The organism is Phytomonospora endophytica (assembly GCF_014202425.1).
Taxonomy (GTDB): Bacteria; Actinomycetota; Actinomycetes; order Mycobacteriales; family Micromonosporaceae; genus Phytomonospora; species Phytomonospora endophytica.
Window position 1 is genome coordinate 36,881 of the sequence record NZ_JACHGT010000018.1, and the last position, 25,031, is coordinate 61,911.

Sequence of the window (25,031 nt, forward strand, 5' to 3'; positions counted from 1 at the left end):
GTGTGCGCGAAAGGCTTCGGGTACTGCGAAACCCACCCGTCAAGGAGCCCCTCATGCGCAATGGACGCGTTCTCATCTACGCCGGACTGCCCGTCGTCGGCGCCTTCGCCGCCGGACTCGTCGGCGCCGTGCTCATCGGCGACGGCACCTACCCCTCGCCTTTCGCCGCGCAGGACGAGATCATCGGCTGGCTGTCGGGCAACGCCCCCGCCGCCCGGCTCATGAGCGTCACCCAGCTGGTGTCCGCACTGGCGCTGCTCGTCTTCGGTGCCCGCCTCGCCGAATCCCTGCGCTCGCGAGGATCCGGCGCCTACGCGGCCGTGACGCAGTCGGCGGGCGTCGCCGCCGCGGTGATGCTGGCGCTGTCGGCGCTGCTCGAATGGGTGGCCGTCCGCCCCGATGTGCTCGCGGCGGGCTGGCGTCGGTGGCGAGCCTGATGAGCGAGCCGGCGGCCTTCCTCCTGCCGATCGCGCGCTTCCCCGGCTTCGTGTGGATCGCGGCGACGGCGGTGGTCCTGGGAGCGCGGGAGGGGCGGGGGGAGGTCGCGTCGGCGAGCTGACGCTGTTGGGAAGCCGGGGCATCAGCTGGTGCCCCGGCCCTGTCCGGTACTGGACAGCAAGGTTCCACCCACCGAGCCGACTCGACCACTCTCTGTAGGCATGTCACGGAAAAAGACCGGCTTCGCCATGAAGAACTGGGGCTACCTCGTCCTCGCCGCCGCCGTCCTTCTCCTCTTCGTGCGGGAGATCGGGCCACAGTTCGCTGTCGCGGCCTTCGCCTTAAGCGGATTCTGGCTCCTCTTCGGCGTGGGGACGTGGTGCGGCGCCAAGGTGCGGGCCGCCGACGGTCTCTGCCGCAACAACTCCTTCGGGCTGCTCGGCGGCTGCCACATCCGACAGCACCGATGGCAACGGCTGAAGGCCCTGCTCACCTTCCAGAAATTCCGCGAGACCTGCCGCGGCTGGTTCACCGGCGCGCCACAGCAGATCGCGACGTGCAGCCTGGTCGCCTCGGCCGTGGGAACACTCTTCGGGCTGGTCCAGATCATGCTCGCCGTCGCCCTCGCATAGCCCCTCCGCACCAAAGCCGGGCGAGCCACCACCATGGCCCGCCCGGCCTCGCCGTGCCGGGTCAGCAGAACCCGTTGATCGTCCCGTTCACGCCCGTCCACAGGAACGCGTCGCTGATCCACGTCCCGTCGCTCAGCCGGTTCCACAGGTTCGTCGTCCCGTAGCGGCCGGTGTGCGAGGTGCCGTAGGACGAACACGAGATCGTCACCGTCGCGCCGTCCCCGACCGAACCGACCACGCCGTAACCCGTCCCCGGGCCGGAGCGCTTGTTGAGCGACCCGCCGCCGTTGGCGTCGACGACTCCCTGCGTGAAGCCCAGGGCACCGTAGTTGTACAGGCCGCCGCCGGCGTAGACGCGGTTGCTGCCGTGCAGCGCCGAACCCTGGTAGGCCGCGCCACCGTTCTCGATCGCCCACTTGCCGATGCCGTGCCCGGCGATGCCGACGTAGGCACTGTTCTGCCGCAGTCCGAAGTGGACGTGCGCGCCGGTCGCCGCACCGCCGCAGGTCACATCGGTGCCCTGGTTGCCGAGGAAGGCGCCCTCACCGACGGCGAGACCGTTGGCCGAGATGTTGTTGAACAGGTGGTAGTAGTCGGTGGAGTAACCGCGGTCGTGGATCACCCGCACCCAGCCCTTGCACATCGTGTACGCCGTCCCGCCGCGCGCGGCCAGGACCCGCCCGTCGCCACCGGCCAGATCGAGCGAGCTCCACGCACCCGAACTGCCCCACGGGTGCGGACCGCCGTACATGCCCCAGCTCTGCCCGACCGCGAACGGCAGGCGCATGCCGGTACGGAAGTCGCTTCCCGCGTTGACGCCGACGGTCCCGCCGGTGAAGGCGCCCCGCTCCTGCACCGACAGCAGCCCGCTCTCGGCGGCCATGTCACCGAACGCGGTGGTCCCGTCGAGCGCCACCTTCCAGGCGCCGCCGGACCGCTCGGCGAGGAAGAGCCAGCCCTCGGGATGATCGTCGGTACCGCTCCCCGACTTCAGCACGGCCGTGCCGAAGGCCCGGGAGTCGCCGTCGCGGCGGGTGATCTCGACGTGCGTGCCCGCGTGCGACTTCGTCGCCCGCTGCGTCAGGGCCGCATCCACGGCCGAACGCAGCGACTGCGCGCTGACGGGGGATGCGTGGGCCGCTGCCGGCGCGCCCACGAGTAAGGCCGTGGCGAGCGCCAGGACCACAGAGATTCGCTGTTTCATGCGCCCATGGTCGACGATCACCGCACGGCTCGCCAGATGTGCGATGTCCGTGGACAATCCTGCTAAACCGAGGCGAGGAGGGAGTGGCGATGGGCCGCAGGGAACGCGAGCTGAGTCCCAGGGGCGGGCTGGCCGGGCGGCTGGCCGCCGAGCTGCGGGCACTGCGCCGGGAGGCGGGCGGCCCCAGCTACCGCGAGATGGCCTCCCGCGTGTACTTCTCGCGTTCGGCGCTGGCCGAGGCCGCCGCCGGGCGTTCGCTGCCGTCGCTGCCGGTGCTGCTGGCCTTCGTCCAGGCGTGCGGCGGTGATCCGGAGCCGTGGACCGAACGCTGGCACGTGTTACGGCGCCTGCTCGACGAGGAGGGCGCCGAGGTGCCACCGGCATCGGCGTGGCCGGCGGAGGAGCCGGTCGACGGCGCCGATCCCGACTGCGCCGGCTGCGCGGCCGACGCGGTCACCGCGCACGCGCGCAAGGTCGCGCTCACCGAACGGCGGGTGATCATGGGCAAGGTGGAGCTGCGCTACTCGCCGCGCTTCGGTGCGGCCTGGTCGCGCTTCGAGGGCTTCGCCTCGCTGAACCACGTGGCCACCGAGCGGGACGTCGACGTGGAGGTGCAGGTCTGCCGGGAGCCCGACGGCGTGGTGATGTCCTTCCGCGACCGTTACGTGTTCGACCTGCACTGGAGCGATGTGCTCCGCACGGGCTCGGGTCCGGTGCTGGCGCGGGCGAACCTGTACTTCGACGGCGAACTGGCCGCCGCCGGGGAGAGCGACCGGCTGATGCTGCCGTGACGGTGCCCTCGCAACACCGGATCGGTGCGTGAGCAGGCAGTCGAGGCTGCCCGTAGTACCTGGACGATCGTGTGGCCGCCGCCTTAGCGTCGACACGGACGAAAGGCAGGTGGGCCATGGCCATGGGCATGGAAGCCGAGATCCGCAGGCGGGTCACGGACGACGACGAAACGGTGCTGGCGGGCGACACGCGACTGCTGTCGCATCCCTGGTTCCGGCTCGTGAGCGACAAGATGAGCGCGGCCGACGGGCAGTACTCGAACATGGAGTTCGTGCTCAAGCGCTTCGACCAGAAGACCCCGGCGCAGGCGGGAGCGCTGGCCTCGCTGAACGAGCGGCTCGACGCGATGGAGAGCGTCTGGACGCAGCTGTACGCGACGACCGGGACGCTCCGGGTGGTCGTTCCGCCGACGCAGGGCGCTCACACGCTGATGTACTACAACGTCCCGGCCTACGGCGACACCGAGGACCTCCTCGTCGCCGAGTGCCCCGACGATGATGACGAGGGCGAGATGTACGTCCACTACACGGTGGGTTTCACGCCGCTCGAATGGCACAGGATGCTCACCGGCATCTCCGGTGTGGTCGTCGACGACGACGAGGTCTCGCGCGCGAAGACGCACCTGACGAACGGCCTCGCCGTGGCCGCCACGATCACCGACGGCCTCACCGACGAGATCCGCGCGCTGGAAGACCAGCCCCACGCGGCGTCCCTCGTGCGGGAGGAACTGGTCGGGCATCTGGCCCTGCTGTACATGCACACGGTGGTGTGGGTCGAGCGGACGCTCGAAAAGCAGCTCGAAGAACTGGAGGACGCCGACGACCGTGACGAGGACAAGATCGAGGCGGTGAACCAGCAGCTGCCGTTCGGCCGGGGGCAGGTGAAGAACAAGATCGCCGCCCTGCCGCGCGCCACGCTGTCGCAGCTGTACGGCGTGCTGTCGGAGAGCGCCCAGGCGGTTCTCGCGGCCGAGTCCGAGACGGTGCTGGACGCCTTCGCCGCCAAGCTGGAGGCCGCCCACGGCCTCGACCTGCCCGAGAAGTACATCCTGGACAGTCCCGCCGACGGCAGCGCGGCCCTCGACGAGTACATCGGGGCCGGGCTGGGAAACGGCCGGCGGATCAGCCAGAAGGTGCTCTTCGGCGGGATGAAGGAGGTCGGCGTCGACACCTCGATCGACGGGCTGAACCTGATCCCCTTCGAGTTCCGCGGGCTGTTCACGCCGGGTGTCGACTGGGCCGGGCTCAAGCGCGACGCCCGGAAGGTCATGGAGTGGTCGCGCAACCCGATGCTGGAGGCGCTTGAGTGACCTGGAGCGTGTGACGAGCCTCAACGAGGCTTGCACTCAACCACGGTTGAACTGATGTCCTGTGCCCCATCCCGTCACCGATCGGAAAAGGGGCACTCATGGACACCGCGCGAGCGACGGCGGACGCGCCACCGGCACGAACCTCACCGCTCACCCTCCCGGTCGTGCTGGTCGGCGTCGTCCTGGTCGCCATGTCGATCTCCGGGACGGCGGTGGCGCTGCCGAGCATCGGCGAGGAGCTGGGCGCCGCCGGTTCGCCGTTGAACTGGATCGTCGCCGGATACAACCTGGCCTTCGCGGCCATGACACTCGTCGCCGGGGCGGCGGCCGACCGGCTCGGGCGGCGGCGGGTCTTCACCCTCGCCGCGCTGGTCTTCGCGGGCGGCTTCGCGGCGACGGCGGCGAGCACGTCGATCGTCGTCGCCGACATCGCCCGCGTCGTCTCCGGCGCCGGCGGCGCGGGGATCATGGCGGCCGGTGGGGCGCTGCTCGCGTCGGCATACGACGGCGCGGCCCGCCGCCGGGCCTTCGCGCTCATGGGCACCATGGCCGGCGTCGGCATCGCGATCGGCCCGACCCTGTCGGGCCTGCTCGTCTCGGCGACCGGCTGGCGCGGCGGCTTCATCGCCTTCACCGCCGTCGCCCTGCTCGTGGCCCTTGGCGCCACCCGCACCCGTGAATCGCGCGCGGAGGGCGGGGGCACCGACCCGGTCGGCAGCGCGCTGTTCGTCGCGTCGCTGGCGCTGCTGATGTTCGCCCTGCTCGAAGGCTCGACGCTGGGCTGGACCGATCCGGTGGTCCTGGCGACCGCGGTGGGCGGCGTGTTGGCCATGGTCGCCTTCGGACTGGTCCAGAAGCGCGCCGCCGCACCCGTTCTGACGCCCGCGCTCGTCGCCAACCGCCCCTTCCTGGGCTGGAGCACGGCGACCCTGACGACCTCGATCGGTTTCCTCGGCGCCCTGGTGTTCCTCCCGACCTACCTCCAGGCCGCCGCCGGACTCTCCCCCGCCGAAGCGGGCACCGCGATGCTCCTGCTGACCGCGCCCGTGCTCGTGGCGCCCATGGCCGCCGCGGGCCTCGTCGACCGGGGTGTGTCCGCCCGCCTGGTCATCATGGCCTCTCTGGTTCTCGTGGTCGCGGGAAACCTCTGGCTCACCGCTCTCGACGCCGACAACGCCGTCGCGGTCGCCGCCGTCCCGCTGCTGCTGATCGGCGTGGGCATGGGCGCGTCCTTCGGCATCACCGACGGCCAGGCCATGAGCCTGGTCCCCGCCGACACCGTGGGCGTCGCCGCCGGTTTCCTCAACACGCTGCGAGGCGCCGCCGAGGCGCTGGTCATCGCCGCCTTCAGCGCGTCTCTCGGCGGGCTGCTGACCGCCCGGCTCGGCGACGCCGAACGCGCCGCCTCGGTCAGCTCCGGGCACCTCTCCCCCGCCGGCGCGGCCACCGAACTCGACGCCTTCACATGGTCCTGGCGCACGACCCAGTTCGGCGTCGCCGGGCTGTGCCTGCTGCTGTCGGTGGTCGTCGCGATCTTGATCTACGGTCGAGGCGAACCGTCCACCCGCACCACCTGACCGCCCGCCCGGAAGGCACGCCGATGCTGCACAGCCCCGACGACCACCTCACGATCCGCGAGGTCGTCCGCCGGTCCGGCGTGCCCGCCTCCGCCCTGCACTTCTACGAACGCAAAGGACTCGTCTCCAGCGAACGCGGCCCCGGCAACCAGCGCGTCTACTCCCGCCACATGCTCCGCCGGATATCGCTGATCATCGTCGCCAAACGCCTCGGCATCCCCCTGGCCGACGTCGCCGAGGTCTTCGCGCCCCTGCCCGCCGACCGCGCGCCCACCCAAGACGAGTGGCGGACCCTCTCCCGCGACTGGAAACTCCGGCTGGAGGAGCGCCGGCACGCCATCGAACGCCTCGAACGCGAACTCACCGGATGCATCGGCTGCGGCTGCCTGTCGATGAAGGCCTGCCTGCTCCTCAACCCCGACGACGCCCTCGGCGACCAGGGACCGGGACCGGTGCGGCTCCAGGAGTCCGGCCCACCGAACGCATCGGCTAGGGTCGATGATCCACTGGCCGGAGAGGACCCACGATGACCGCCGAGATCCGCGTCGCCGCGACCGACGCACGGATGGGGCTGGTGCTGCGCCGCTGGCGCGACACCGACCTGGAAGCCGTCGTCACCGCCTACTCCGACCCCGACCAGCGGCGCTTCACCCAGTTCAACGTCGACGGCACCGCCGGTGGCCTGCAGTGGCTCGGCGTCCAGGACCGCGGCTGGACCGAGGGTGACCGCATGAGCTTCGCCGTCTGCGAGGACGACGGCTCCGACCGCCCGCTCGGCCACGTCGTCCTCAAACGCCCCGACCCCTCCGACGACAGCGCCGAGGTCGGCTACTGGACCAGCGCCGCCGCACGCGGGCGGGGCATCGCGCCCCGCGCGCTGACCGCGCTGGCCGACTGGGCCTTCGCGACCTTCGGCGAGAACGGCCTGCGCCGCCTCGTCCTGCGCCACGCCGCCGACAACGAGGCCTCCTGCCGCGTGGCGGAGAAGACCGGCTTCGCGTTCCACTCGGTCCTCCCGGCCAGCGGCGAGCACGGCTCCGACGACCACCTGCACGTCCGGGAGGGCGCACGCGCGTAGGCGGCGCGCGCCGCCGGGTTCCGCTCGGCGCGGAAGGGCCATGATGGACACGTCGGGGTACCAGCGCGCGACAGAAAGGGGCCGTCCGTGACCGATTCGCTCGCCGCCGACCTGGACGACGCCGCCGCGGTCTTCACCCGGCTGCGTCCGCGCCTGTTCGGCATCGCCTACCGCATGCTCGGCAGCGCCGGCGAAGCCGAAGACCTCGTACAGGAGGTCTGGTTGCGCTGGCAGACCTGCGACCGGACGGTAGTGGTCAGCCCGGACGCGTTCCTGGCGACGACCGCGACCCGCCTGGCCATCAACGCTCTCCAGTCGGCCCGCGCGCGCCGCGAGACCTACATCGGACCCTGGCTGCCCGAGCCCGTCGACACCGACGCCGACCCCTACCTCGGCGCCGAACGCGGCGAGGCGCTGCAGTTCGCCACACTGCTGCTCATGGAGCGGCTGACGCCCAACGAGCGCGCCGCCTACGTCCTGCGCGAGGCCTTCGACTACCCCTACGCGCAGATCGCCGGGATCCTGCGCTCCACCGAAACGGCCGTGCGGCAGCTGGTCAGCCGCGCCCGCAGGCACGTGGCCGGTGAGCGGCGTGCCCCGGCGAGCCCGGCGGCCCAACGGGAACTGCTGGCGGCCTTCGTGACGGCGGCCCGCTCGGGGGACATGGCCGCCCTGGAACGGCTGCTCGCCGCCGGCGCGACGAGCCTGTCCGACGGCAACGGCGCCGTACGCGTCGCCCGCCGCCCGGTGGTGGGGCCGACGCGGGTCGCGAAGTTCATGGTCGCGATCGCCGACTGGTTCTGGGAAGGCGTCGACGTCGAGTGGGCGACCACCAACGGGCAGGCCTCGGCGGTGCTGGTGCGCGACGGTGAGGCGTACTGCGTGCTCACGGTCAACGCCTCGGCCGAAGGCATCGATCAGGTGCTGTGGATGGTCAACCCGGACAAGCTGACGGCCTTCACGCGCTGAGGCGGACCCGCGCGAGACCTCCCGCGCGGGTCCGGGCGCCTCAGCGGGAGGCGAGCCACTCGCGGTAGGCGGTCTTGGCGATGACGGCGCCCGCCGGGGCGATGAGCACGTCGCCCTTGACGGCGGCGAACATGCCCGCGGTGTCGTCGACGACCACCGGACGCTCGTCGCCCTTCGCGGCGAGGGTGACGCGGCCCAGTTCGTCGAGGGCGAAGACCTCGGGCCCGGCGACGTTACGGACGCCCTGGAGCGGCGCTTCGACGCTCGCCTCGGCGACGGCCGCGGCGACGTCGGCGGCCGCCATGGGCTGGACGGGTGTGACGGGCAGGTGGACGGTGTTCTCGTCCGAGGTCCAGGACAGGACGGCGTCGACGAACTCGAAGAACTGTGTGGCGCGGACGATCGTGTACGGGACGGGACCGGCCTTGAGGATGTCCTCCTGGAGGGTCTTGGCGCGGTAGTAGTCGAGCTCGGGCACCTGGTCGACGCCCACGATCGACAGAATGACCAGGTGCCCGACACCGGCGGTGGCGGCCGCGGCGACGAGGTTGTCCATGGTCGTCTGGAAGAACGCGAGCGAGGCCTCGTCGAAGGTCGGCGAGTTCGTCAGGTTGACGACCACGTCGGATCCTTCGAGGGCCTCGGCCAGGCCCTGGCCGCTGAGCAGGTCGAGGCCGCTGCTCGGCGAATGCGGGACGGCCTCGTGGCCGCCCGCGTCGAGGATCCCCACGACCTGGGATCCGATGAGTCCGGTGCCTCCGATGACGGCGATCTTCATGTGCTTCCCCTTGGAGTGGGCGCGTGGGTTCTTTCACCGGCTAAGACCGGGTGCGGGCGCCGGTTGTGACATCGTCGGGAAAAAACCTGGGTCACGGCTGTCCTTTCGGCGCCGGGCCGTTCGTCGTGATGATGTGAGGCCACCGGGGCCGCACACCGAACAGAGGAGAACCCCGTGAAGTACATGCTGTTGATCATGGCGAATTCCGTCGACGACAACGGTGGGGCCGCCGGCTGCACCGTCGAGGACTGGATGGCCTACGACAAGGAGGTCCAGGACGCCGGGATCATGGTCTCGGGCGAGTCCCTGGCCGACCTGGTGACCGCCACGACCGTCCAGGTCGCCGCCGACGGCGCCCGCACCGTCACCGACGGGCCCTTCGCCGAAACGCGCGAGGTCCTCGGCGGCTTCTACGTCATCGACGTCCCCGACCTCGACGTCGCCCTCGACTGGGCCGCCCGCTGCCCCGGCGCGCGCGACGGCGCGATCGTGGTCCGCCCGGTCGCCGACTTCGGGGCCTGAGCGCGATGGGCGAGGCGACGACGTCGGTGGAAGCGGTGTTCCGCGAGGAGCGCGGCCGGCTGCTGGCCGCGCTCGTGCGCCGCTTCGGCGACCTCGATCTCGCCGAGGAGGTCACCTCCGAGGCGATCGAGGCGGCGCTGGCGCACTGGCCCGCCGACGGCGTCCCGTCCAAGCCCGGCGCGTGGCTGATGACCACGGCCCGCCGCAAGGCCGTCGACCGGCTCCGCCGCGACCAGGCCTTCGCCGCGAGGCTGGCGATCCTCCAGGTCGAAGCCGACCGCGCCGACCCGGTCCCCGCACCCGAACCCGGCGGCGAGCTCCCCGACGAACGGCTCCAGCTGTTCTTCACCTGCGCCCACCCGGCGCTGGCCGCCGAGGACCGCACGGCGCTGACCCTGCGCTGCCTCGCGGGACTGACCACGCCGGAGGTCGCCCGGGCCTTCCTCGTCGAGAGCGCGACGATGGCCAAACGCATCACCCGCGCCAAGAAGAAGATCCGCGAGGCCCGGATCCCCTTCCGGGTCCCGGGCGCCGACGAACTGCCCGGACGCCTCCCGGGCGTCCTCCAGGTCCTCTACTCGATCTTCACCGAGGGCTACGCGGCCAGCTCAGGGGCGAACCTGCAGCGGCTCGACCTCGCCGAGGAGGCGATCCGGCTCGCCCGGATCCTGCGCCGACTGCTCCCCGCCGAGCGGGAGGTCGCCGGGCTGCTCGGGCTGATGCTGCTCGTCCACGCCCGCCGCGACGCCCGGACCGGCCCCGGCGGTGAACCGGTACTGCTCGACGACCAGGACCGCTCCCGCTGGGACGCGCCGATGATCACCGACGGGAGCGAACTGGCCGTCGCGGCCCTCACCGGCGGCCCGCCCGGACCCTACGGTGTCCAGGCCGCGATCGCCGCCGTACACGACGAGGCCGCCGACCTGGCGAGCACCGACTGGGCGCAGATCGTCGCCCTGTACGACGTCCTGCACGCCCTGGCGCCCTCCCCCGTCGTCAGGCTCAACCGTGCCGCCGCCGTCGCCATGCGCGACGGACCCCAGGCGGGGCTCGACCTGCTCGACGCGCTCGCCGGCGAACCGCTGCTGCGCGGCCATCACCCCTACCCCGCCGCCCGCGCCGACCTGCTCCACCGGCTCGGCCGGCACGCCGAGGCCGCCGCGGCCTACCGCGAGGCCATCGGCCTGGCCGGGACCGAACCCGAACGCGCGATGCTCCAGCGCCGACTGGACGCCACCGAAAGGACCGATCAGCCGTGACCACCATCCTCGAAAGTGGGAAGACCATGCGCGACGAAGAGATCCTCGCCCTGGTGAAGGCCGCCCGACTGAGCTTCGCCGACCTCCTCGACAGCCTCGACGAACGCGACTGGTCGGCCGACTCCCTCTGCGCGGGCTGGACCGTGCGGGACGTCGCCGCCCACCTGACCCTGTCGACGCGCACGACCTTCGGCATGATCTTCAAGGGCGCGCTGCGCGCCCGCGGTGACTTCGACCGGATGGAGTTCCGCCTGGCCAAGGACCGCGCCGTCGCCTACACCCCGGCCGAACTGATCGCCCAGATGCGTGAGACGGCCGGTTCGGCGCACCGGACGCTCGGTTCGGCGCCGCTCGACCCGCTCGTCGACGCGCTGGCCCACGCGCAGGACATCGCCCGCCCGCTGGGGCGTACGCACGAGATGGCCGTCGACGGGGCGGTCCCGGCGATCGAGCAGGTCGTCACCAGGAGGTTCTACGGCGCCCACAAGCGCCTGGGCGGCACCCGCCTCGTCGCCACCGACACCGACTGGTCGCACGGCGAAGGCGAGGAGCTTCGCGGCCCGATCGCCGACCTGATGCTGGTCGCGACGGGACGGCGCGCGGGACTGGCTGCCCTGGAGGGACCCGGCGTGGGGCTGGTCGCGGGGAGGCTGTGAGCGGCGGAGGCCGGGGAGCGCACCGGACGGGTGCTCTCTCCGCCCACCGTGGTTCGCGCACCCGTCGTACCCTCACCCCGTGCACCCGACGCAGCAGTCCGAACCCGCGCCCGACGCCGTGTGGTCGCGGCACGGCGGGCGGCGTCACCTGCTGGTGCTCCTCCTCGGGGTCCTGCTGTTCGCCGTGCTCACGGCGTTGCTGGTAAACGCGTTCGCGACGGGCGACTTCGCCGACGGGGGCGAGAAGGTGATCGGCGGTGTCCTGACCGTGGGGTGCTCACTCACGCTGGTCATGTTCATCGTGGCCGCGGTCGTCATGCCGCGCAGGCGGCATCGGCTGCCGGGAGTGGCCATCGACGCGGCCGGGATCTGGTGGCTGCGCGAGGAGCGGTTGCGGTTGGTCGCCTGGTCGCAGATCAGTGCCGTCGGTGTGGGTTTCCTGCGTCCGCCGAAGGTCAGCGGCCCGATCCGCACGCGCGACAACTGGGCGATCGAGGTCTTCCTGCGCGTGCCCGAACCGCCGTCGCCGTACCTGTCGGACTGGGTCGTGGCCGAACAGCCCCCGCGTCCCGGCCTGCCCGCCGAGCGTCTGCGTTACGTGATGTTCTCCGGCCGCGACCGCCACGAGTTGCGGCAGGCGGTCGCGCGTCACGCGCCCGAGTCGTGGATCGGCGAGTACGAGCGCCGGTGGACACGGCTGGGCGTGTTCGGGAAGTGAGCCTCAGGCCCGCAACCCGTCCAGCACCACCCGCAGACCGATCCGCCACTGCTCACCACCCGGCGTCAGCCCGATCGTGTGGTCGCCCGGCACGACGCCGGCGAGCAGCCACGCGGTGTCCTGCCAGGTCACGTCGGTGCGCATGGCTCCCGCCTCCTGCGCCTTGCCGACCAGCCGCTCCAGCCGTTCACGGAGGGCGGTGCTGGTCTCGCTGAGATCCAGGCGCGCGTCGGAGTCGCCGAGGGCCTCGTTGACGCCGCAGCTGGCCGCGCGGAGCCGCACGTACACGGTCGCGAAGTCGACGAGTCCCTGCCAGGCGTCGTCGGCGTCGAGGGCGCGGTCGGCGGCGGTGAGCATGCCGCCGAGGAACTCCAGCAGCACCGCCCGCAGCAGGGCCTCGCGGGTCCCGACGCGCCGGTAGAGCGTGCCGATCCCGACACCGGCGCGGCGGGCGATCTCGTGCGCGGTGGCGTCCAGCCCGGTCTCGTCGAGGGCCTCGCGGGCGGCCATGACGAGGCGCTCGACGTTGCGGCGGGCGTCGGCGCGGGGCCGGGAGGCCTCGTCGGCGAGGAGGAGGTCGATGGCGGTGCTGCTCACCACACGAGCCTAGCAACAAGTGGACGATAGCCGTCCGTTTAGCTAGCCTCCGAAGAAACGGACGCCCGAAGTCCACTTACGGAGGCGACATGATCGAGGTCGGCATCATCGGCGCGAGCGTTGGCGCGGGCTGGGCCTCACGAGCACACTTCCCCGCACTGAACGCCCTCGACGACTACGAGATCACCGCCGTCGGCACCAGCAGGCCCGCATCGGCACGCGAAGCCGCCGCGCACCACGGCGCCGCCCACGCCTTCACCGACGCCACCGAACTCGCCGCACATCCCGACGTCGACCTCGTCGTCGTCACCGTGAAAGTCCCCGCCCACGCCGCACTCGTCCGCGCCGCGATCGGCGCGGGAAAACACGTCCTGTCGGAGTGGCCGCTCGGCCTCGGCCTCGCCGAGGCCTCCGCCCTGCACACCGAAGCCGACCGAGCGGGAATCCGCCACGCCATCGGACTCCAGGCCCGCCACTCCCCCGCCGCCCGGCGCGCCCGCGAACTCATCGACGACGGCCACCTCGGCCGCGTCACCTCCATCACCGCCCACGTCACCCGTGGCAAAGGCACCGGCGCGACGACCCCGGCCCACAACGCCTACACCTTCGACCGCGCCAACGGCGCCGGACTCGTCGAAGTCGCCGGCGGCCACACCCTCGACCTCGTCGAATACCTGACCGGCGAGATCACCGAGGTAGCGGCCGCCACCGCCGTCCAGCAAGACCGCCTCACCGTCACCGAGACCGGCGAGACCATCACCGCCACCGCACCCGACCACCTGATGCTGCACGGCACGATGGCCACCGGCGCCTCCCTGTCGGCCCACCTCCAAGACGCCAAACTCGCCGAACCGCACGCGCGCCTGGAGATCTCCGGAACGACCCGCGACCTGCTGCTGACCACCGTCCCGCACGGCGACATGCTCGCCGCACAGGTCCAGATCGGGGAACTCGCCCTCTACGAGGTCGACGCACCCGGGAAACCCTGGACGCCGGTGGCCGTGCCCGCCGACACCGCACTGCCCGAACAGGCCCGCAACGTCGCCGCCCTCTACCGCGCGCTCGCCGCCGACCTGCGCGACGGCGGGCGCCGGGTGGCCGGTTTCGCCGAGGCCGAGCGCGCCCACCGGGTCCTCGACGCGGTGACGCGGGCGGCGGAGACGGGCACGCGGGTGGCCGTCGGCTAGCGCATCGCCTCGATCCCCGCGAGCAGCGTCGTCATGACCGTCTCGAACAGCTCGTCGGGCGTTTCGGATTCGCCGGCGACGAGACGCAGGTGTGGCAGCTCCGTATCCGGGGTGTTGGGCGGGATCCCGGTCCACGCCGCCGGGTCGGCACCCGGCGGCGGCCGGTCGTACCAGGTGTCCCAGACCTCGGCGAAACCGGCGACCTGGAGGACGGTGATCGACCAGGCGCGACGGGCGGCGCGCGGGGGCAGTCCGATGTCGAGGAAGAAGGCCACGAAGGCGTCATCGGCGCGCAGCATGTCCGGCGAGGTGAACGGCGTGAGGTCCTCGACGTGGGCGAGGGCGAGCATGCCCGGATGCGTGCGGTACCAGGTGCGCAGGAGGCGGCAGTGGGCGCGCAGGCTTTCGCGCCAGTCGCCCGGATCGAGCCGGGGCACGGGCCGGTCGGCCTGGCAGACGGCGACGATCTCGGCGAGGAGGTCGCGCCGGTCGGCGACGTAGTTGTAGAGCGCGCGCGGCGAGACGTCCAGGCGGGCGCCGACGTTGCGCATCGTCAGCTCGGCCGGGCCGCCGTCACCGAGGAGCTCCAGGGCAGCGCGGGCGATCCGCTCCCTGGTCAGGGTCGGGCGGCCGGCGCGGAACTCGGGCCGCCGGCGCCGCCCGGCGGTCGCGTCTGGCCCCTCGGACATGCGCCTCATCCTAGGCGAGCGTTGAACTTCACATAGCGTTGACTTTAAGGCGCGTTGGTCGCAGACTCAGGCGAGGCTCCTGGAGGTTGAGGATGCAGTGGTCCACCGTCATCGCCTACGGCACCGGCTACGGCCTGGCGCTGTCCGTGCTGTTCACCGCCGGCGTGTTCGCCGGAGCGGCCCTCAGCCGCGACTTCCTGCTCGACGACTACCCCGAGGCGATCCAGCGGCGTTACGGCCGACCGAAGAGCGCGCGGGGCAAGCGCGTCGCGCTGGTCTTCGGGATCTTCGTGTGGGGCGTGTGCGGAGTGCCGCTGATGACGGCGGCGATGGTCGGCCTCGACGGCGCCCTCGACGACGGGCTGGGTTTCCTCCCCGCGGCGGTCTGCGCGGCACTGGTCTTCGCGACCCTCGTCGTCTTCGACACCGTCGTCCTCGACTGGATCATCCTCGCCGGACTGCGCCCGCAACTGCTGGTCCTGCCCGGAACCGAGGACATGGCGGAGTACGGCGACCTCCGCTTCCACCTCGTCGCCGCGTTGAAGGGTTCGCCGCTGATCGTCGTCGTCGGGCTCGTCACCGGCGGGCTGGCGGCGCTGTTCGCCTAAGCCCCCACGGCCTTCCCGATCTCGGGGTAGTCGAGGACGAGACCGTCGGCGTCGAACACGATCTCCTCGGTGAAACCCGGGCTCTCGTACCGGACCACCGTGTCCCGCGCGCCCTTGCGCAGGAAGGTGTAGGTCTGCCGCGACGGGACGACCTCCAGCGCGGGCACCGACACCCACGCCATGAGGAACTCGACGGAACCACCGCCGTCAAGCATCCCTTCGCGCAGGACGGGCATGGTGTTCGTCAGCGGCGACAGACCGAGGTCGCAGTCCAGGGCACCGACGAGCGGCGCGGTGTCCCCACCGGGCGGCGGCAGCGCCGGATCCCCTTCGGCCTCGGTGATGACGGTCCACTCGCCGTCACTGTTGCGCAGGTCAAGGCTGCGGCGCCACGGACCCGTCGCCTCGTCGACGCCGCTGGACTCGACGAACAGCCTGCGCGTGATCCAGCGGGCCGCGGTCGTGAGCGAATAGCTGAGGCGGTAGGGCATCGGGGTCCCGCCGACCGCCGTCCCGGAGGCACTCAGCCGCTCCCCCGCGAACTCCACGACGGTGAACTCGGCACCCTCGTGCTTGACCCACGTCCGTGTCTTCGTCATGGTCGAGAGTCAACCAGGAACATGCGACACCAGGGCCCGGCCGACGGGAGCGGCGTCGGCGGCGAGGCCTTCGGCGGTGAGCACCTCCCCGAAGGCGGCGAGGCCGCCCTCCTGGACGCCGACGACGTGGACGAGGCAGCGCCCGCCGAAGCGCAGGGCGTCGGCGTCACCGTCGAAGTCCTCGATCCGGCGGGTGACCGCGGCGGCGATCCGCCCTGCCCTCTCCGCCGCCCACGGTCCGGCGTGGACGGTCACGAGGTACCGGGCACGGCCCGACAGGTCCGCGTGGCGCCCGCCGGCGACCCACACGTCGGCCTCGCGGACGACGACGTGCGTCAGCGACCGGTGCAGCGCGAGGACGCCCGGGTCGGCCTCACCGGGCCCGGCCAAATCCTCGGTGGCGAGCATGGTGGCGAGCCGGCGGCGTTCGGCGAGTGACAGGTGGCCTTCCGGGACGTTGACTTCGACGTAGAGCATGCGACCCCTCCTTCGCGACGGCGTGGCCTCAATCCTGTTGCCACGGGCGGCCGCTTTCGTCCTGCCTGAGGACGGTCCCGCCGCTACTCCGGCGGGAGTAGCGGCCGCCGCCGTACCTCCCGGGGACTAGCGCGTGTCCTGGTGATCAAGTTTGTGTGTCCACAATGGTGTTGTGGTGCGTCGTGGTGAGTTGACCGATGCCGCTTGGTTGGTGATCGAGCCGTTGCTGCCCAGGCCTGGGACGTCTCGGGCAAGGTGGCGTGATCACCGTCAGGTGATCAATGGGATCTTGTGGAAGCTTCGGACGGGTGCGCCGTGGCGTGATCTGCTGGAGCGTTTCGGTCCGTGGAAGACCTGTCATGAGCGTCTGCGCAGGTGGACCGGGGATGGGACGTGGGAGAAGATCCTCGCGAGCGTGATCGTTCACGATGACGGGCAGCCCGTGGAATGGGTGATCAGCGTTGACTCCAGTGTTGTCAGGGTGCATCAGCATGCCGCTGGTGGGCGCAAAAAGGGGGATCTGCGGGGTCGTCGCCGGCCGCGTTGACCGGTGAGGCGATCGGGCGTTCCCGTGGTGGCTGGTCGACGAAGATCCACCTTGCGGCCGATGGTCGTGGACGGCCCTTGTCGATCCTGATCACGCCTGGTCAGGCCGGTGACAACCCGATGCTGTTCCCACTGCTTGAAGCGATCGCGGTCCCGACGGGCAAGCCCGGATGGCCAAGGCGGAAGCCTGACCTGCTGATCGCCGACAAGGGCTATGCCCACGACTCCACCCGCGTCCGGCTGCGCCGCCGCGGCATCAAGCACGTGATCCCCGAACGATCCGACCAGACCGCCCGCCGCGCGAGCAAGGGCTCACGCGGCGGGCGGCCACCAAGCTTCGATCGGGACGCCTACAGGCAGCGAAACGTCGTCGAACGGGCCTTCAACCGGTTGAAGCAGTGGCGTGACCTGGCCACCCGTTATGCGAAACGCGCATCGATCTACCAGGCCAGCCTGACCATCGCCGCCATCATGATCTGGCTTCGATGATCACCAGGACACGCCTTAGCGCGTGTTCGAGGAACCCGTTTCGGCCTCGCGGTTCATGCGCCGCCTCGGGATGAGGCCGATACGACCCAAAGCGCGTACCCGTCTGCATACACCGGCGGGCTTTGCGGCCGTTTCACCACCGTTTCCCGATCCCACTATTGACCTTGATCGATTCGCATTGCTAGCGCTCCCTCCATCGGCGTCACCGGCGCTTCACCCGGTGATGCGCTAAAGCTCTATGGGAAGGAATCCGCCATGGCATTCGCGAAATTCGCCGACCGGCTGCTGAACCGTTTGGTGCCGCAGACCGACGCCAGCGCCGCCCCGGACTGCTGGGTGCAGACTGAAACCACCGGCATCGGCTGTGGCCCGGGCAAGCTCCGGCTGCGCAAGCGTCAGTGCCGCGTAGGCGGCAGCTGCACCGCGTGGATCTACTACGGCGGCTGCGCCACCCCGTAACGTTCGGGTCGGCCGGGTGGCATCCGCGCCACCCGGCCACGATGCCGGCCGGGCGTCCTCGCATCGCTTTTCACATGGTGTCCGACAATGCGACTCCAGAAACTCGACCATCATTTCCAAAAAAACATTTCCCGCCGTGCCACCGTGAGTTCATTCCATGCCGCGTGGATTATTCGGTAATGTTCGGCAAGGCCGGGAGGCATTCGCTGATCATGGCAATGTGGATGGTGACCTCGTATCGGACGGCGATTCCGCCGGCACAGCCCGCCGTGGTCACGACGCCGACCGGATCCGTTCGGCCTCGATGAGCCGGGCGGTGAACAGTCCCGGCTCGCGGTCCTCGGCCTCGCCGAGCAACGCGACCGCGCGGGACGCGAGCGCGGCCGGGTCTCCCGCGCCCAGTGCGGCGGCGGTGAGCAGTGCCTCGGCGAGGAACGGCCGGTGCCGGGCGGGCAGCACGGCGTTCAGCGCCTCACGGATCTCCATGGACTCGGCGACGGCGACGTGGGCCCCTTCGGCGTCTCCGGCGGCGTGGAGGTGGCGGGCGTGTTCGCGCAAGGCCTCGGCGAGGTCGTCGCGGTTGTAGGGGTCGGCCTGGTTCTCGGCGCGCAGGAGCGCCACCGCGCGCTCGGAGTCGGGGAGGGTGTCGCCGGGTCCCGTGCCGGTCGCGGCGAGCCAGGCTGCGCGATGCCACAGGCACCAGGCGAGGTCGACGGGCTCGCCGAGTTCCTCCCAGAGTGCGAGGGCGCGGTCGGCGAGGACGATGGCCTCGTCGAACCGTCCGGCGGCGGCCAGGTATTCGGCCTGGTTGTCGAGGGCGAGGGCGAGGTCCAAACGGTTCCCGGCCGGGTCGTCGAGCTCTTCGGCGATCGCGAGGGCCTCGGCTCCCGGCGCGCAGCCGTCGTCGGCCCGGCCGTGGTTCTGGAGGCTCCAGGCGAGCTGGGACAGGGAGTCGCGCAGCAGGCGGCGGTGTGCGCCCGGATCGTCGGCGGCGAGTGCCCGGGCGATGTCGACGGCCTCGGCCGCGGCCGGAACGGCGGCGAGGCGGTTCCCGGCGAAGACGCTGCGCTCGGCGAAGGTGTTGCAGCGCCTGGCTAGTTTCCAGCGGAGGTCGTCGCGGCCGTCCTCGACCAGGCGGCGGGTGCGTTCGAGCGCTTCGGCGGCGAACGCGGCGGCGCGCGGGAGGTCGCCGATGTTGTCGTGGAACCCGGCCTGCCAGCCCGCCGCGGCCGCCTCGGTCTCCGCCCGCTTCTCCGGGTCCTGGTCGGCGGCGGCGTACCAGGCGCGCACAGCCTCGGCGATGACCGCCTCGGCCTCGGGGAGGCGGTCGGCCAGTCGGAGCGTGTAGGCGTGGAACTCCCTGGCCGAGGCGAGGTCCGCGCTGCGGGCGGTGTCGCTTTCGGCGACGAGCGCGAGGACCTCGACACGGCGGGCGGCGGCGTCGACGGCCTCGGCTCCCCGTCCGGTCCGGTCGAGCTGCTGGACGTACGCGTCGAGCGAGTCGGCCAGCGCGGGCAAGAACAGGCCGGGCTCACGGCCGGCGAGGGTCTCGCGGAGTTCGACGGCCCGCAGGGCGTGACCGATCGCCTCCTCGTGGCCGGAGACGCGGTGGAGGTGGACAGCGAGATTGTGGACGGCCTTGGCGAGCAGTTCGATATGGACATCGAAGTCGGCGGCGGCGAGGCCCTCGATCGTGGCGACGGCGCGCCTGGTGGTGGCGACGGCGTCGTCGTGGTCGCCGTTGTGGTCGAGGGTGTGGCCGAGGTTGAGCAGCGACTCGGCGACATCGCGAACGAAGGCGGGTTCACCGAAACCGGCCAGGCCTTCGCGCAGGCGCAGGGCCCGCTCGGCCGGGGCGAGGGCATCCTCGGCGCGGTCGGCCAGGGTGAGGCGGTGGGCGTAGTTGGACAGGGCGTTGGCGAAAGGCCGGTGACGTGCCGACTCCGTGCCGGCGAATTCCTCGAACATGGCCAAGGCCTCCTCCGAGCACGCGATCGCGTCGTCGATCCGGCCGACGCCTTCGAGCCTTGAGGCGTGGTTGCTGCGAGCCGACGCGACCTCGGGGAGGTGGCTCTCCCGGTCGACGGTGAGCAGGACACCGAAGACGGCCTGGGCACGTTCCGACTGTTCCAGGGCCTCGGCAAACCCGCCGATGTCGGAGAGGGCACAGGCGTACCGGTCGAGGTGGTAGGCGAACGCGTCGAGGTGGTGGCCGCGGATGTCGTCGTCGAGTTCCTCATAGATCGCGACCGCGCGGGCGACGTAGACGACGGCCTCACGTTCACGGCCCACACCACCGAGGCACAGCGCGTGGTTGGTCAGCGCGAAGGCACGTTCCACCGGCGCCGTACCCGGGCGGAGCTCGGCCAGGCGCTCCGCGGCGGCCACGGCCCGCTCCGACGGCCCGAGCTGCTCGCGGCGGGAGCGGCCGAGCCTGTCGAGACAGACCACCTCGGCGGTGTAGGTCCCCATCAGCGTCTCGGCATGGCGGCCGGGATCCTCGGCCACCAGTTCCTCGACGTCGTCGGCGGCGCTGGCCAGGTAGTCGAGGGCCTCGGCCTCCTTGCGTTCCTCGGCGAGTAGGGAGGCCAGGGCCTGGTAGGCCCCGATGCGCGCGAGACGATCGTGGTCGGGATCGTCGCGGCCGAGATCCTGGTAGATGTCAGCGGCGCGCCGGCAGCAGATGAGGGCGTCGAGGTTCCGGCCCAGCTGCCGCAGGGCGTGGTGGCCGCCGATCAGGGTGTTGGCGAGGTCGGCGCGGAGATGCGGATGCTCCTCGACGAGGTCGTCGTACACGGCGACGGACCGTTCGGTGGCCAGGAGGGCCTCGGCGTGGCGACGGAGGCGGTTGAGGGCGATGGACCGGTTGGTGAGGGCGTGGGCGAAGCGGGCACGGTCGGCGTCCCCTTCGCCGTCGGTCGCGAGAACCTCGGTCCAGGCGGCGATCTCGTCGTCGGAGGCGTCGAGGGCCTCCTGAGCGTGATCAGCGTGCAGTAGCTGCGTGACCAGCTTGTCGAGCGCGAAGGCGACCGCGAAGGTCGGCACCGTACCCGTCGTGGCCGCTTCTTCGGCGACCTCCACCGCGCGGCGGGCGTAGCCGACGGCTTCGTCGTCGCGCTCGGCGTCGTGGAGCCGGTCGATGAGCATGGGGAGGGCCTCGACCAGGCCGCTGCCGCGGGTGTTCCGCTCATGAGCCGTCTCGGCGAGTTCCACGGCGCGACACGCGGCCTCGACCGCGGCCTCACGTTCACCGAGGCCGGTGAGGATGTGCGCATGGCGCGACCAGGCGTCGATCTGCTCGCGTTCGGGGACGTCCCCCCTGCCGGGGTTCGCTTCGCACAAGGCGATGACCCGATGCGACACCGCCAGCGCGCTCGTGGGGTCGGGGACGGCCCGGAGCAGGCCGACATGATCGGCGAGGACGGCGATCAGGGTGCCGACGGGCGCGTTCTCGGCGAGCGCCGCGGCACGTTCGGCGAAGGCGAGCGCGGTGTGGCGGAATCCGGCACCGGCCACGCGTTCGGCGTGCCGCCGGTAGGCCACGGCGGCCGCCCGGACGTCGACCTCGCCTCCGGGGAGGAGGGCCTCGTAGTCGTGCAGGAGGCGCTGGGAGACCGCGAGGGCCTCGTCGCGGCGATGGGCGGCGTCGAGGCGCCCCAGGTGCAGGCGCACGGCGGTCGTCCAGGTGGCCAGCCGGCGAGCGGTGTCGGGTGGCAGGTGGCGGCGCTGGAAGGCGAGAACACGTGCCGAGTGCCCGATCGCTCGCACGCGGTCGTCGGTCCGGTCCAGAAAGGACGCGGCGGTGGAGGCCTCGGCGACCAGGCGCGGGATCGGCAGGAGCCCGTCCTCGGCCGCCCGCTCGCAGAGGTCGAGGAGTTCCCGCGCGTCGTCGGTGAGGCGACGCTGGAAACCCTTGACCTCCTCGGGAGCGGCTTCGGGGACGGCGAGGCTCACCAGTTCCACCGACCCGGCCAACGCGTCGAGGAGTGTCGACGGGTCGGCGAGTTCGCGGGCCTCGGCGACCAGCCGTGCCTGTACCTCGGCGGCCGGAATCCACCACTCCTCCTGCGCGTGCCACTCGGCGAGCTCGTCGAGGACGGCGATCCGTTCGGCCGGGCCGGCGAGTTCGGCGACACCGCGAAGCGCCGCGCGGGTGAGTCCCGTCGGCAGTTCGGTCTCGGCGAAGCACTCGCGTCTCGACACGCCGACGACCGCGGCGGCGGCCGCCCGGTCGACCTCGCCGAACCGCTCGCAGCGCCGCAGCGCCTCGGTGACCGCCCGGCCCCGGGCGGGATCGCCGATCCGCGCGTACTCCTCGGCGGCGTCCTCCAGCAGCGAGCCGAGACACCCGCCGAGGTGGGCGGCGATGGCCGCGGGGTCGTCCCCATTGAGCAGTTCGCCGAGCCTGTCGTGATCGCTGGTGCCCATGGACGGCGACGGTAGCCAGGCCTGTCGCGAGAGACCTTGAGCCAATCTTTACGGGCCCGCCGCCAGCCGCGCCGCGATCACCGCGGCCTCGGGGTGGTCGTCGACGGCGAAGTACGCGTGGGCGCTCTCCCAATGCACACGGGCCGACTCGCCGTCGCCGGCGGCGGCGAAGGCGTCGCCCAGGGCGTGCTCGGCGGTGGCCCTGACCCACTGGGCACCGATCGAGTCGGCGAGTTCGACGGCCGACCGCAGGTTCGCGACGCCCTCCTCGTGCTGACCGATCCCGGCCTGGGCGGCGCCGATCTGACGCAGGGCGGTGGCCTCCTGGAACGGGCGCTGATGCTGATCGAGGACATCGAGCTGCTCCATCGCGGTGCCGACGGCCTCGTCGTGGCGACCGGCGGCGAGAAGCGCGTCGGTCAGGAAGGACAGCGTCGAGGCGAGCCCGAAGGTATGGCCGTGCTCGCGGTGATAGGCGAGGCCTTCCCGCATCCCGGCGATCGCCGTGGCGTGATCGCCGGAGACGTAGGCGATCGCGTCGTACTTCCCCTTCAGTTCCAGCAGGGCGCGTGGATCACGGGTCGCCGACACCAGCTCGTCGAGGCGGGCGAGTTCGGTCCTCGCCTCGTCGACGCGGCCCAGCCTCGCGAGGGTCCCGACCGCGTGGTCGAGGATCTGGGACTCGGCCCTCGGATCGTTCTGCCGCCGGGCGATCGCCGCGGCCCGCAGCAGCATGTCGGCACCCTGCCCGTGGTCGCCCTGCCTGTTGCGGGCGAGGCCACCGTCGTAGAGGAACACGAACTCGCCTCGCGGGTCCCCGGCCTCGGTGCGCAACCGAGCAGCGCGGTTGAAGCACTCGATGGCCTCGTCGTAGGCGCCGAGATCGCGCAGGCTCATGCCGAGGCTGTTGACGAGGCGCGCCTCGGCCGCGGTGGAGCCGAGCAGACGGGCGGCCTTGAGCCCGTGCTCGGCCAGGCCGCGGCGTTCGAGGAGCCCGCCGTAGATGTTGAGGTAGGTCAGCACGATGCTGCAGAGATCCACGGCGTGGGCGGTGTTCCCCGCGGTGAGGTTGTCCTCGATGAGCTGGCGGATCGTGCCCAGCTGCGCGGCGAACCAGGCCTCGGCCTCAGCGAGGTCGCCCGGCAGCGGAATCGGGGCGGCCTCCGGTGTGATGAGCGCGAGGAGTCTGGTCTCGGGACTGACCAGGCGGATCGAGGCCTGCGCGACGGCGAGGTAGGCCTCGGTGAGGGCGAGCAGCGCGACGTCGCGCTCGGCGGCGTCCACGATGGACTGTGCGCCGTACTCGCGCAGCAGGTCGTGGATCCGGTAGCCGCCCGCGGCCGTGCCGTCGAGGACGAGATGCGCGTCGAGGAGTTCTTCGAGCACCGCCTCGGCGTCGCGCGAGGTGAGGCCGGTGAGGGCGGCGGCGATGTGGTGGTCGAACTCCGCCCCGGGGAACAGGCTCAGCAGCCGGAACAGGCGCCGGGTGGTGCCGTCGAGTTCACCGTAGGAGAGGTCGAAGGCGGCGAACACGCCACCGCGCACCACGTCGCCGCCGGAGGTGAGGCGCCGCAGCAGATCCGCGGCCGTCCAGGCCGGACGGTTCCGCAGCCGAGACGCGGCCACCCGCAACGCCAGCGGCAGCGATCCGCAGGCCGCGGCGATACCCCGCGTGGTCTCCTCGTCGGCGTCGGTGCCCGCCTCGGCGGCGAAGAGACGCATGGCCTCGGCCTCGGGCAGACTGCCCAGCGCGATCGGACGGGCGTCGACCAGGTCGACAAGCCGGCGCCTGCTCGTCACCAGGGCGAGGCACCCGCTCGTGCCGGGCAGCAGCGATCGCACCTGCTCGACGTCGCGGGCGTTATCGAGCAGCAGGAGCACACGGCGCCCGGCCAGCGCCGTCCGCCACGCCGCCGAACGCTCCCCCGGCTCGTCGGGCACATCGGCGCCGATCGACCGGAGCAGCCACTCCAGGGCCCGCGCGGGCGGCATCGGCGGCACACCGTCGGCGTAACCGCGCAGGTCGACATAGAGCTGGCCGTCGGGGTACTGCGGCGCCAGGGCCCGGGCGACGTGCACGGCCAGCGCCGTCTTGCCCACACCCGCCATCCCGTCGATGACCACGAGGCCCGTCGCGGCCGCCTGCCGCCGCACCTCGTCGCGTTCGGCGTCCCTGCCGACGAAACCGGGAGTGTCGGCGGGAAGTTGCGCCGGGACCTGCCGGGTCACGACCGCGGCGGGGGCGCCGACCGTGCCCGCCCTGCGCATCGACAGCGCCGGATCCTGTTCGAGGATGCGGCGGTGCAGTCCGCGCAGCTGCGCGGAGGGGTCACTGCCCAGCAGGTCGCGCAGCCCGACCCTGGTGTTCTCGTAGACGGTGAGCGCCTCGGCCGGGCGCCCGCAGCGGTACAGCGCGAGCATCAGGTGCGCCACCAGAGCCTCGGCGAGGGGTTCACCGGCGACCAGCGCGGCCAGTTCGTCTACCACGGCGGCGTGCTGGCCGGCCGCCAGTTCGAGCCGGAAGCGTTCGGCGAGGACGTTGTGCCGCTCCCGGCGGAACCCGGTGCGGAAGCCCTCGGCCCAGCGCCCGCCGATCCCGACGAGCGCCTCACCGTCGGCCAGCCGGGCCGCCGCCCGCCACACGGCGAGGGCATCGCCGGGGTTCCCGCCCTCGTCCAGCGTCGAGGCCTCGGCGGCAAGGCGCCGCAGGTCGTGCACGTCGACATGCCCGGAGGCCGTGTCCAGGACGTAGCCGCCTGCTCCCGCGCGGTCGATCCGCGCATCGGAGGTGTGCCGCAGCGCCGCCCGCAGACGGGTGATGTGGCTGTAGAGCACGTTCATCACCGACTCCGGCGGAGCACCGTCCCACACGTGGTCGATGAGGTCCTGTTTGGACACCGGCGTGCCGGGCCGGGCTGCCAGGACGGCGAGTACACACGCGCGTTTCGGCGCGACGATCGCCGTCGACTCGCCTCCGGCCGCGATCTGTACCGGGCCGATGAGGCTGATGCGCATCGTGT

At 71.9% G+C, this 25,031-nt stretch carries 25 protein-coding genes; 17 read left to right on the forward strand and 8 right to left on the reverse strand.

Annotated elements, in window-relative coordinates:
- Positions 1-53 precede the first annotated feature (53 nt).
- The 3 genes from HNR73_RS32410 (at position 54) to HNR73_RS39240 (ending at position 1,070) form a co-directional block, all read left to right on the forward strand.
- A complete protein-coding gene (locus tag HNR73_RS32410) occupies positions 54-437 on the forward strand; it encodes a hypothetical protein (protein ID WP_184791514.1) in 384 nt (127 codons plus the stop codon).
- Positions 437-559 (forward strand): hypothetical protein, encoded by a 123-nt coding sequence (locus HNR73_RS40345; RefSeq protein ID WP_260337579.1) that lies wholly within the window; start codon positions 437-439, stop codon positions 557-559. Before HNR73_RS32410 ends, HNR73_RS40345 begins: the two co-directional genes overlap by 1 nt.
- A gap of 100 nt (positions 560-659) precedes the next feature.
- Positions 660-1,070 carry a hypothetical protein gene (locus HNR73_RS39240; RefSeq protein ID WP_203686541.1) on the forward strand — a complete coding sequence of 137 codons (411 nt, stop codon included), beginning with the start codon at positions 660-662 and terminating at the stop codon, positions 1,068-1,070.
- Between the two features lie 61 nt (positions 1,071-1,131).
- On the opposite strand, the gene HNR73_RS32420 is transcribed toward HNR73_RS39240, so the two are convergent.
- A complete protein-coding gene (locus tag HNR73_RS32420; RefSeq protein WP_184791515.1) occupies positions 1,132-2,274 on the reverse strand; it encodes a M23 family metallopeptidase in 1,143 nt (380 codons plus the stop codon).
- Positions 2,275-2,363: 89 nt separating this feature from the next.
- Here HNR73_RS32420 and HNR73_RS32425 point away from each other — a divergent pair, with 89 nt between their 5' ends.
- From HNR73_RS32425 to HNR73_RS32450, 6 genes are all read left to right on the forward strand, one after another.
- Positions 2,364-3,065 carry a helix-turn-helix domain-containing protein gene (locus HNR73_RS32425; protein WP_184791516.1) on the forward strand — a complete coding sequence of 234 codons (702 nt, stop codon included), beginning with the start codon at positions 2,364-2,366 and terminating at the stop codon, positions 3,063-3,065.
- 116 nt (positions 3,066-3,181) lie between these two features.
- Positions 3,182-4,375 carry a hypothetical protein gene (locus HNR73_RS32430; RefSeq protein ID WP_184791517.1) on the forward strand — a complete coding sequence of 398 codons (1,194 nt, stop codon included), beginning with the start codon at positions 3,182-3,184 and terminating at the stop codon, positions 4,373-4,375.
- A 98-nt stretch (positions 4,376-4,473) separates the two neighbouring features.
- Positions 4,474-5,952, forward strand: coding sequence for an MFS transporter (locus tag HNR73_RS32435; RefSeq protein ID WP_184791518.1), 1,479 nt, complete (start codon positions 4,474-4,476; stop codon positions 5,950-5,952).
- A gap of 23 nt (positions 5,953-5,975) precedes the next feature.
- A complete protein-coding gene (gene soxR, locus HNR73_RS32440; protein ID WP_184791519.1) occupies positions 5,976-6,482 on the forward strand; it encodes a redox-sensitive transcriptional activator SoxR in 507 nt (168 codons plus the stop codon).
- Positions 6,479-7,030, forward strand: a complete 552-nt coding sequence (locus tag HNR73_RS32445) for a GNAT family N-acetyltransferase (protein WP_184791520.1) — start codon at positions 6,479-6,481, stop codon at positions 7,028-7,030. Before soxR ends, HNR73_RS32445 begins: the two co-directional genes overlap by 4 nt.
- Before the next feature lie 87 nt (positions 7,031-7,117).
- Positions 7,118-7,999 carry an RNA polymerase sigma-70 factor gene (locus HNR73_RS32450; RefSeq protein ID WP_184791521.1) on the forward strand — a complete coding sequence of 294 codons (882 nt, stop codon included), beginning with the start codon at positions 7,118-7,120 and terminating at the stop codon, positions 7,997-7,999.
- A 40-nt stretch (positions 8,000-8,039) separates the two neighbouring features.
- Here the strand turns inward: HNR73_RS32450 and HNR73_RS32455 are convergent, their stop codons facing one another.
- Complete coding sequence (locus tag HNR73_RS32455; RefSeq protein ID WP_184791522.1) at positions 8,040-8,777, reverse strand: SDR family oxidoreductase; 738 nt, start codon at positions 8,775-8,777, stop codon at positions 8,040-8,042.
- A gap of 183 nt (positions 8,778-8,960) precedes the next feature.
- On the opposite strand from HNR73_RS32455, the gene HNR73_RS32460 reads away from it, so the two are divergent.
- The 4 genes from HNR73_RS32460 to HNR73_RS32475 all read left to right on the forward strand — a co-directional run bounded on the left by HNR73_RS32460 (position 8,961) and on the right by HNR73_RS32475 (position 11,932).
- Positions 8,961-9,299 (forward strand): YciI family protein, encoded by a 339-nt coding sequence (locus HNR73_RS32460; RefSeq protein ID WP_221331248.1) that lies wholly within the window; start codon positions 8,961-8,963, stop codon positions 9,297-9,299.
- Positions 9,300-9,304: 5 nt separating this feature from the next.
- Positions 9,305-10,558, forward strand: a complete 1,254-nt coding sequence (locus HNR73_RS32465) for an RNA polymerase sigma factor (protein ID WP_184791524.1) — start codon at positions 9,305-9,307, stop codon at positions 10,556-10,558.
- Positions 10,555-11,214 carry a maleylpyruvate isomerase family mycothiol-dependent enzyme gene (locus HNR73_RS32470; protein WP_203686539.1) on the forward strand — a complete coding sequence of 220 codons (660 nt, stop codon included), beginning with the start codon at positions 10,555-10,557 and terminating at the stop codon, positions 11,212-11,214. The genes HNR73_RS32465 and HNR73_RS32470 overlap by 4 nt, the downstream gene beginning before the upstream one ends.
- Before the next feature lie 79 nt (positions 11,215-11,293).
- Positions 11,294-11,932: a hypothetical protein gene (locus HNR73_RS32475; protein ID WP_184791525.1), complete on the forward strand. Its 639-nt coding sequence runs from the start codon at positions 11,294-11,296 to the stop codon at positions 11,930-11,932.
- 3 nt (positions 11,933-11,935) lie between these two features.
- Here HNR73_RS32475 and HNR73_RS32480 read toward each other — a convergent pair whose 3' ends face one another.
- Positions 11,936-12,529 carry a TetR/AcrR family transcriptional regulator gene (locus HNR73_RS32480; RefSeq protein ID WP_184791526.1) on the reverse strand — a complete coding sequence of 198 codons (594 nt, stop codon included), beginning with the start codon at positions 12,527-12,529 and terminating at the stop codon, positions 11,936-11,938.
- Positions 12,530-12,618: 89 nt separating this feature from the next.
- On the opposite strand from HNR73_RS32480, the gene HNR73_RS32485 reads away from it, so the two are divergent.
- Positions 12,619-13,716 (forward strand): Gfo/Idh/MocA family protein, encoded by a 1,098-nt coding sequence (locus tag HNR73_RS32485; RefSeq protein WP_184791527.1) that lies wholly within the window; start codon positions 12,619-12,621, stop codon positions 13,714-13,716.
- On the opposite strand, the gene HNR73_RS32490 is transcribed toward HNR73_RS32485, so the two are convergent.
- Positions 13,713-14,405 carry a TetR/AcrR family transcriptional regulator gene (locus HNR73_RS32490; protein WP_184791528.1) on the reverse strand — a complete coding sequence of 231 codons (693 nt, stop codon included), beginning with the start codon at positions 14,403-14,405 and terminating at the stop codon, positions 13,713-13,715. The two genes, HNR73_RS32485 and HNR73_RS32490, sit on opposite strands and share 4 nt — an antisense overlap.
- A 92-nt stretch (positions 14,406-14,497) precedes the next feature.
- On the opposite strand from HNR73_RS32490, the gene HNR73_RS32495 reads away from it, so the two are divergent.
- The gene (locus tag HNR73_RS32495; RefSeq protein WP_184791529.1) at positions 14,498-15,013 is read left to right on the forward strand and encodes a hypothetical protein; all 516 of its coding nucleotides are present in this window, start codon (positions 14,498-14,500) and stop codon (positions 15,011-15,013) included.
- Here the strand turns inward: HNR73_RS32495 and HNR73_RS32500 are convergent.
- Positions 15,010-15,612: a putative glycolipid-binding domain-containing protein gene (locus HNR73_RS32500; RefSeq protein WP_184791530.1), complete on the reverse strand. Its 603-nt coding sequence runs from the start codon at positions 15,610-15,612 to the stop codon at positions 15,010-15,012. The two genes, HNR73_RS32495 and HNR73_RS32500, sit on opposite strands and share 4 nt — an antisense overlap.
- Before the next feature lie 9 nt (positions 15,613-15,621).
- A complete protein-coding gene (locus tag HNR73_RS32505; RefSeq protein WP_184791531.1) occupies positions 15,622-16,089 on the reverse strand; it encodes a hypothetical protein in 468 nt (155 codons plus the stop codon).
- Between the two features lie 175 nt (positions 16,090-16,264).
- Here HNR73_RS32505 and HNR73_RS32510 point away from each other — a divergent pair.
- A protein-coding gene (locus tag HNR73_RS32510) for an IS5 family transposase (RefSeq protein WP_373316625.1) occupies positions 16,265-17,124 on the forward strand; the annotation gives its coding sequence in 2 pieces (ribosomal slippage) (positions 16,265-16,598 and positions 16,598-17,124; 861 coding nt in all).
- A gap of 255 nt (positions 17,125-17,379) precedes the next feature.
- A complete protein-coding gene (locus HNR73_RS32515) occupies positions 17,380-17,583 on the forward strand; it encodes a hypothetical protein (protein WP_184791532.1) in 204 nt (67 codons plus the stop codon).
- 273 nt (positions 17,584-17,856) lie between these two features.
- Here HNR73_RS32515 and HNR73_RS32520 read toward each other — a convergent pair whose 3' ends face one another.
- Both HNR73_RS32520 and HNR73_RS39245 read right to left on the reverse strand, forming a co-directional pair.
- Entirely contained in the window at positions 17,857-22,011 is a 4,155-nt protein-coding gene (locus HNR73_RS32520; protein ID WP_184791533.1) for a tetratricopeptide repeat protein, read from the reverse strand.
- A gap of 48 nt (positions 22,012-22,059) precedes the next feature.
- The gene (locus HNR73_RS39245; RefSeq protein WP_203686537.1) at positions 22,060-25,026 is read right to left on the reverse strand and encodes an AfsR/SARP family transcriptional regulator; all 2,967 of its coding nucleotides are present in this window, start codon (positions 25,024-25,026) and stop codon (positions 22,060-22,062) included.
- Between the last annotated feature and the right edge of the window lie 5 nt (positions 25,027-25,031).

What these genes read in the sequence shown, in the direction of transcription:
- HNR73_RS39245 (WP_203686537.1), bottom strand. Translation starts at nt 25,026, where the DNA reads ATGCGCATCAGCCTCATCGGCCCGGTACAGATCGCGGCCGGAGGCGAG.
- HNR73_RS32490 (WP_184791528.1), bottom strand. Translation starts at nt 14,405, where the DNA reads ATGTCCGAGGGGCCAGACGCGACCGCCGGGCGGCGCCGGCGGCCCGAG.
- HNR73_RS32445 (WP_184791520.1), top strand. Translation starts at nt 6,479, where the DNA reads ATGACCGCCGAGATCCGCGTCGCCGCGACCGACGCACGGATGGGGCTG.
- HNR73_RS32495 (WP_184791529.1), top strand. Translation starts at nt 14,498, where the DNA reads ATGCAGTGGTCCACCGTCATCGCCTACGGCACCGGCTACGGCCTGGCG.
- HNR73_RS39240 (WP_203686541.1), top strand. Translation starts at nt 660, where the DNA reads ATGTCACGGAAAAAGACCGGCTTCGCCATGAAGAACTGGGGCTACCTC.
- HNR73_RS32500 (WP_184791530.1), bottom strand. Translation starts at nt 15,612, where the DNA reads ATGACGAAGACACGGACGTGGGTCAAGCACGAGGGTGCCGAGTTCACC.
- HNR73_RS32505 (WP_184791531.1), bottom strand. Translation starts at nt 16,089, where the DNA reads ATGCTCTACGTCGAAGTCAACGTCCCGGAAGGCCACCTGTCACTCGCC.
- HNR73_RS32430 (WP_184791517.1), top strand. Translation starts at nt 3,182, where the DNA reads ATGGCCATGGGCATGGAAGCCGAGATCCGCAGGCGGGTCACGGACGAC.
- HNR73_RS32465 (WP_184791524.1), top strand. Translation starts at nt 9,305, where the DNA reads ATGGGCGAGGCGACGACGTCGGTGGAAGCGGTGTTCCGCGAGGAGCGC.
- soxR (WP_184791519.1), top strand. Translation starts at nt 5,976, where the DNA reads ATGCTGCACAGCCCCGACGACCACCTCACGATCCGCGAGGTCGTCCGC.
- HNR73_RS32520 (WP_184791533.1), bottom strand. Translation starts at nt 22,011, where the DNA reads ATGGGCACCAGCGATCACGACAGGCTCGGCGAACTGCTCAATGGGGAC.
- HNR73_RS32410 (WP_184791514.1), top strand. Translation starts at nt 54, where the DNA reads ATGCGCAATGGACGCGTTCTCATCTACGCCGGACTGCCCGTCGTCGGC.
- HNR73_RS32425 (WP_184791516.1), top strand. Translation starts at nt 2,364, where the DNA reads ATGGGCCGCAGGGAACGCGAGCTGAGTCCCAGGGGCGGGCTGGCCGGG.
- HNR73_RS40345 (WP_260337579.1), top strand. Translation starts at nt 437, where the DNA reads ATGAGCGAGCCGGCGGCCTTCCTCCTGCCGATCGCGCGCTTCCCCGGC.
- HNR73_RS32460 (WP_221331248.1), top strand. Translation starts at nt 8,961, where the DNA reads ATGCTGTTGATCATGGCGAATTCCGTCGACGACAACGGTGGGGCCGCC.
- HNR73_RS32515 (WP_184791532.1), top strand. Translation starts at nt 17,380, where the DNA reads ATGGCATTCGCGAAATTCGCCGACCGGCTGCTGAACCGTTTGGTGCCG.
- HNR73_RS32435 (WP_184791518.1), top strand. Translation starts at nt 4,474, where the DNA reads ATGGACACCGCGCGAGCGACGGCGGACGCGCCACCGGCACGAACCTCA.
- HNR73_RS32420 (WP_184791515.1), bottom strand. Translation starts at nt 2,274, where the DNA reads ATGAAACAGCGAATCTCTGTGGTCCTGGCGCTCGCCACGGCCTTACTC.
- HNR73_RS32485 (WP_184791527.1), top strand. Translation starts at nt 12,619, where the DNA reads ATGATCGAGGTCGGCATCATCGGCGCGAGCGTTGGCGCGGGCTGGGCC.
- HNR73_RS32455 (WP_184791522.1), bottom strand. Translation starts at nt 8,777, where the DNA reads ATGAAGATCGCCGTCATCGGAGGCACCGGACTCATCGGATCCCAGGTC.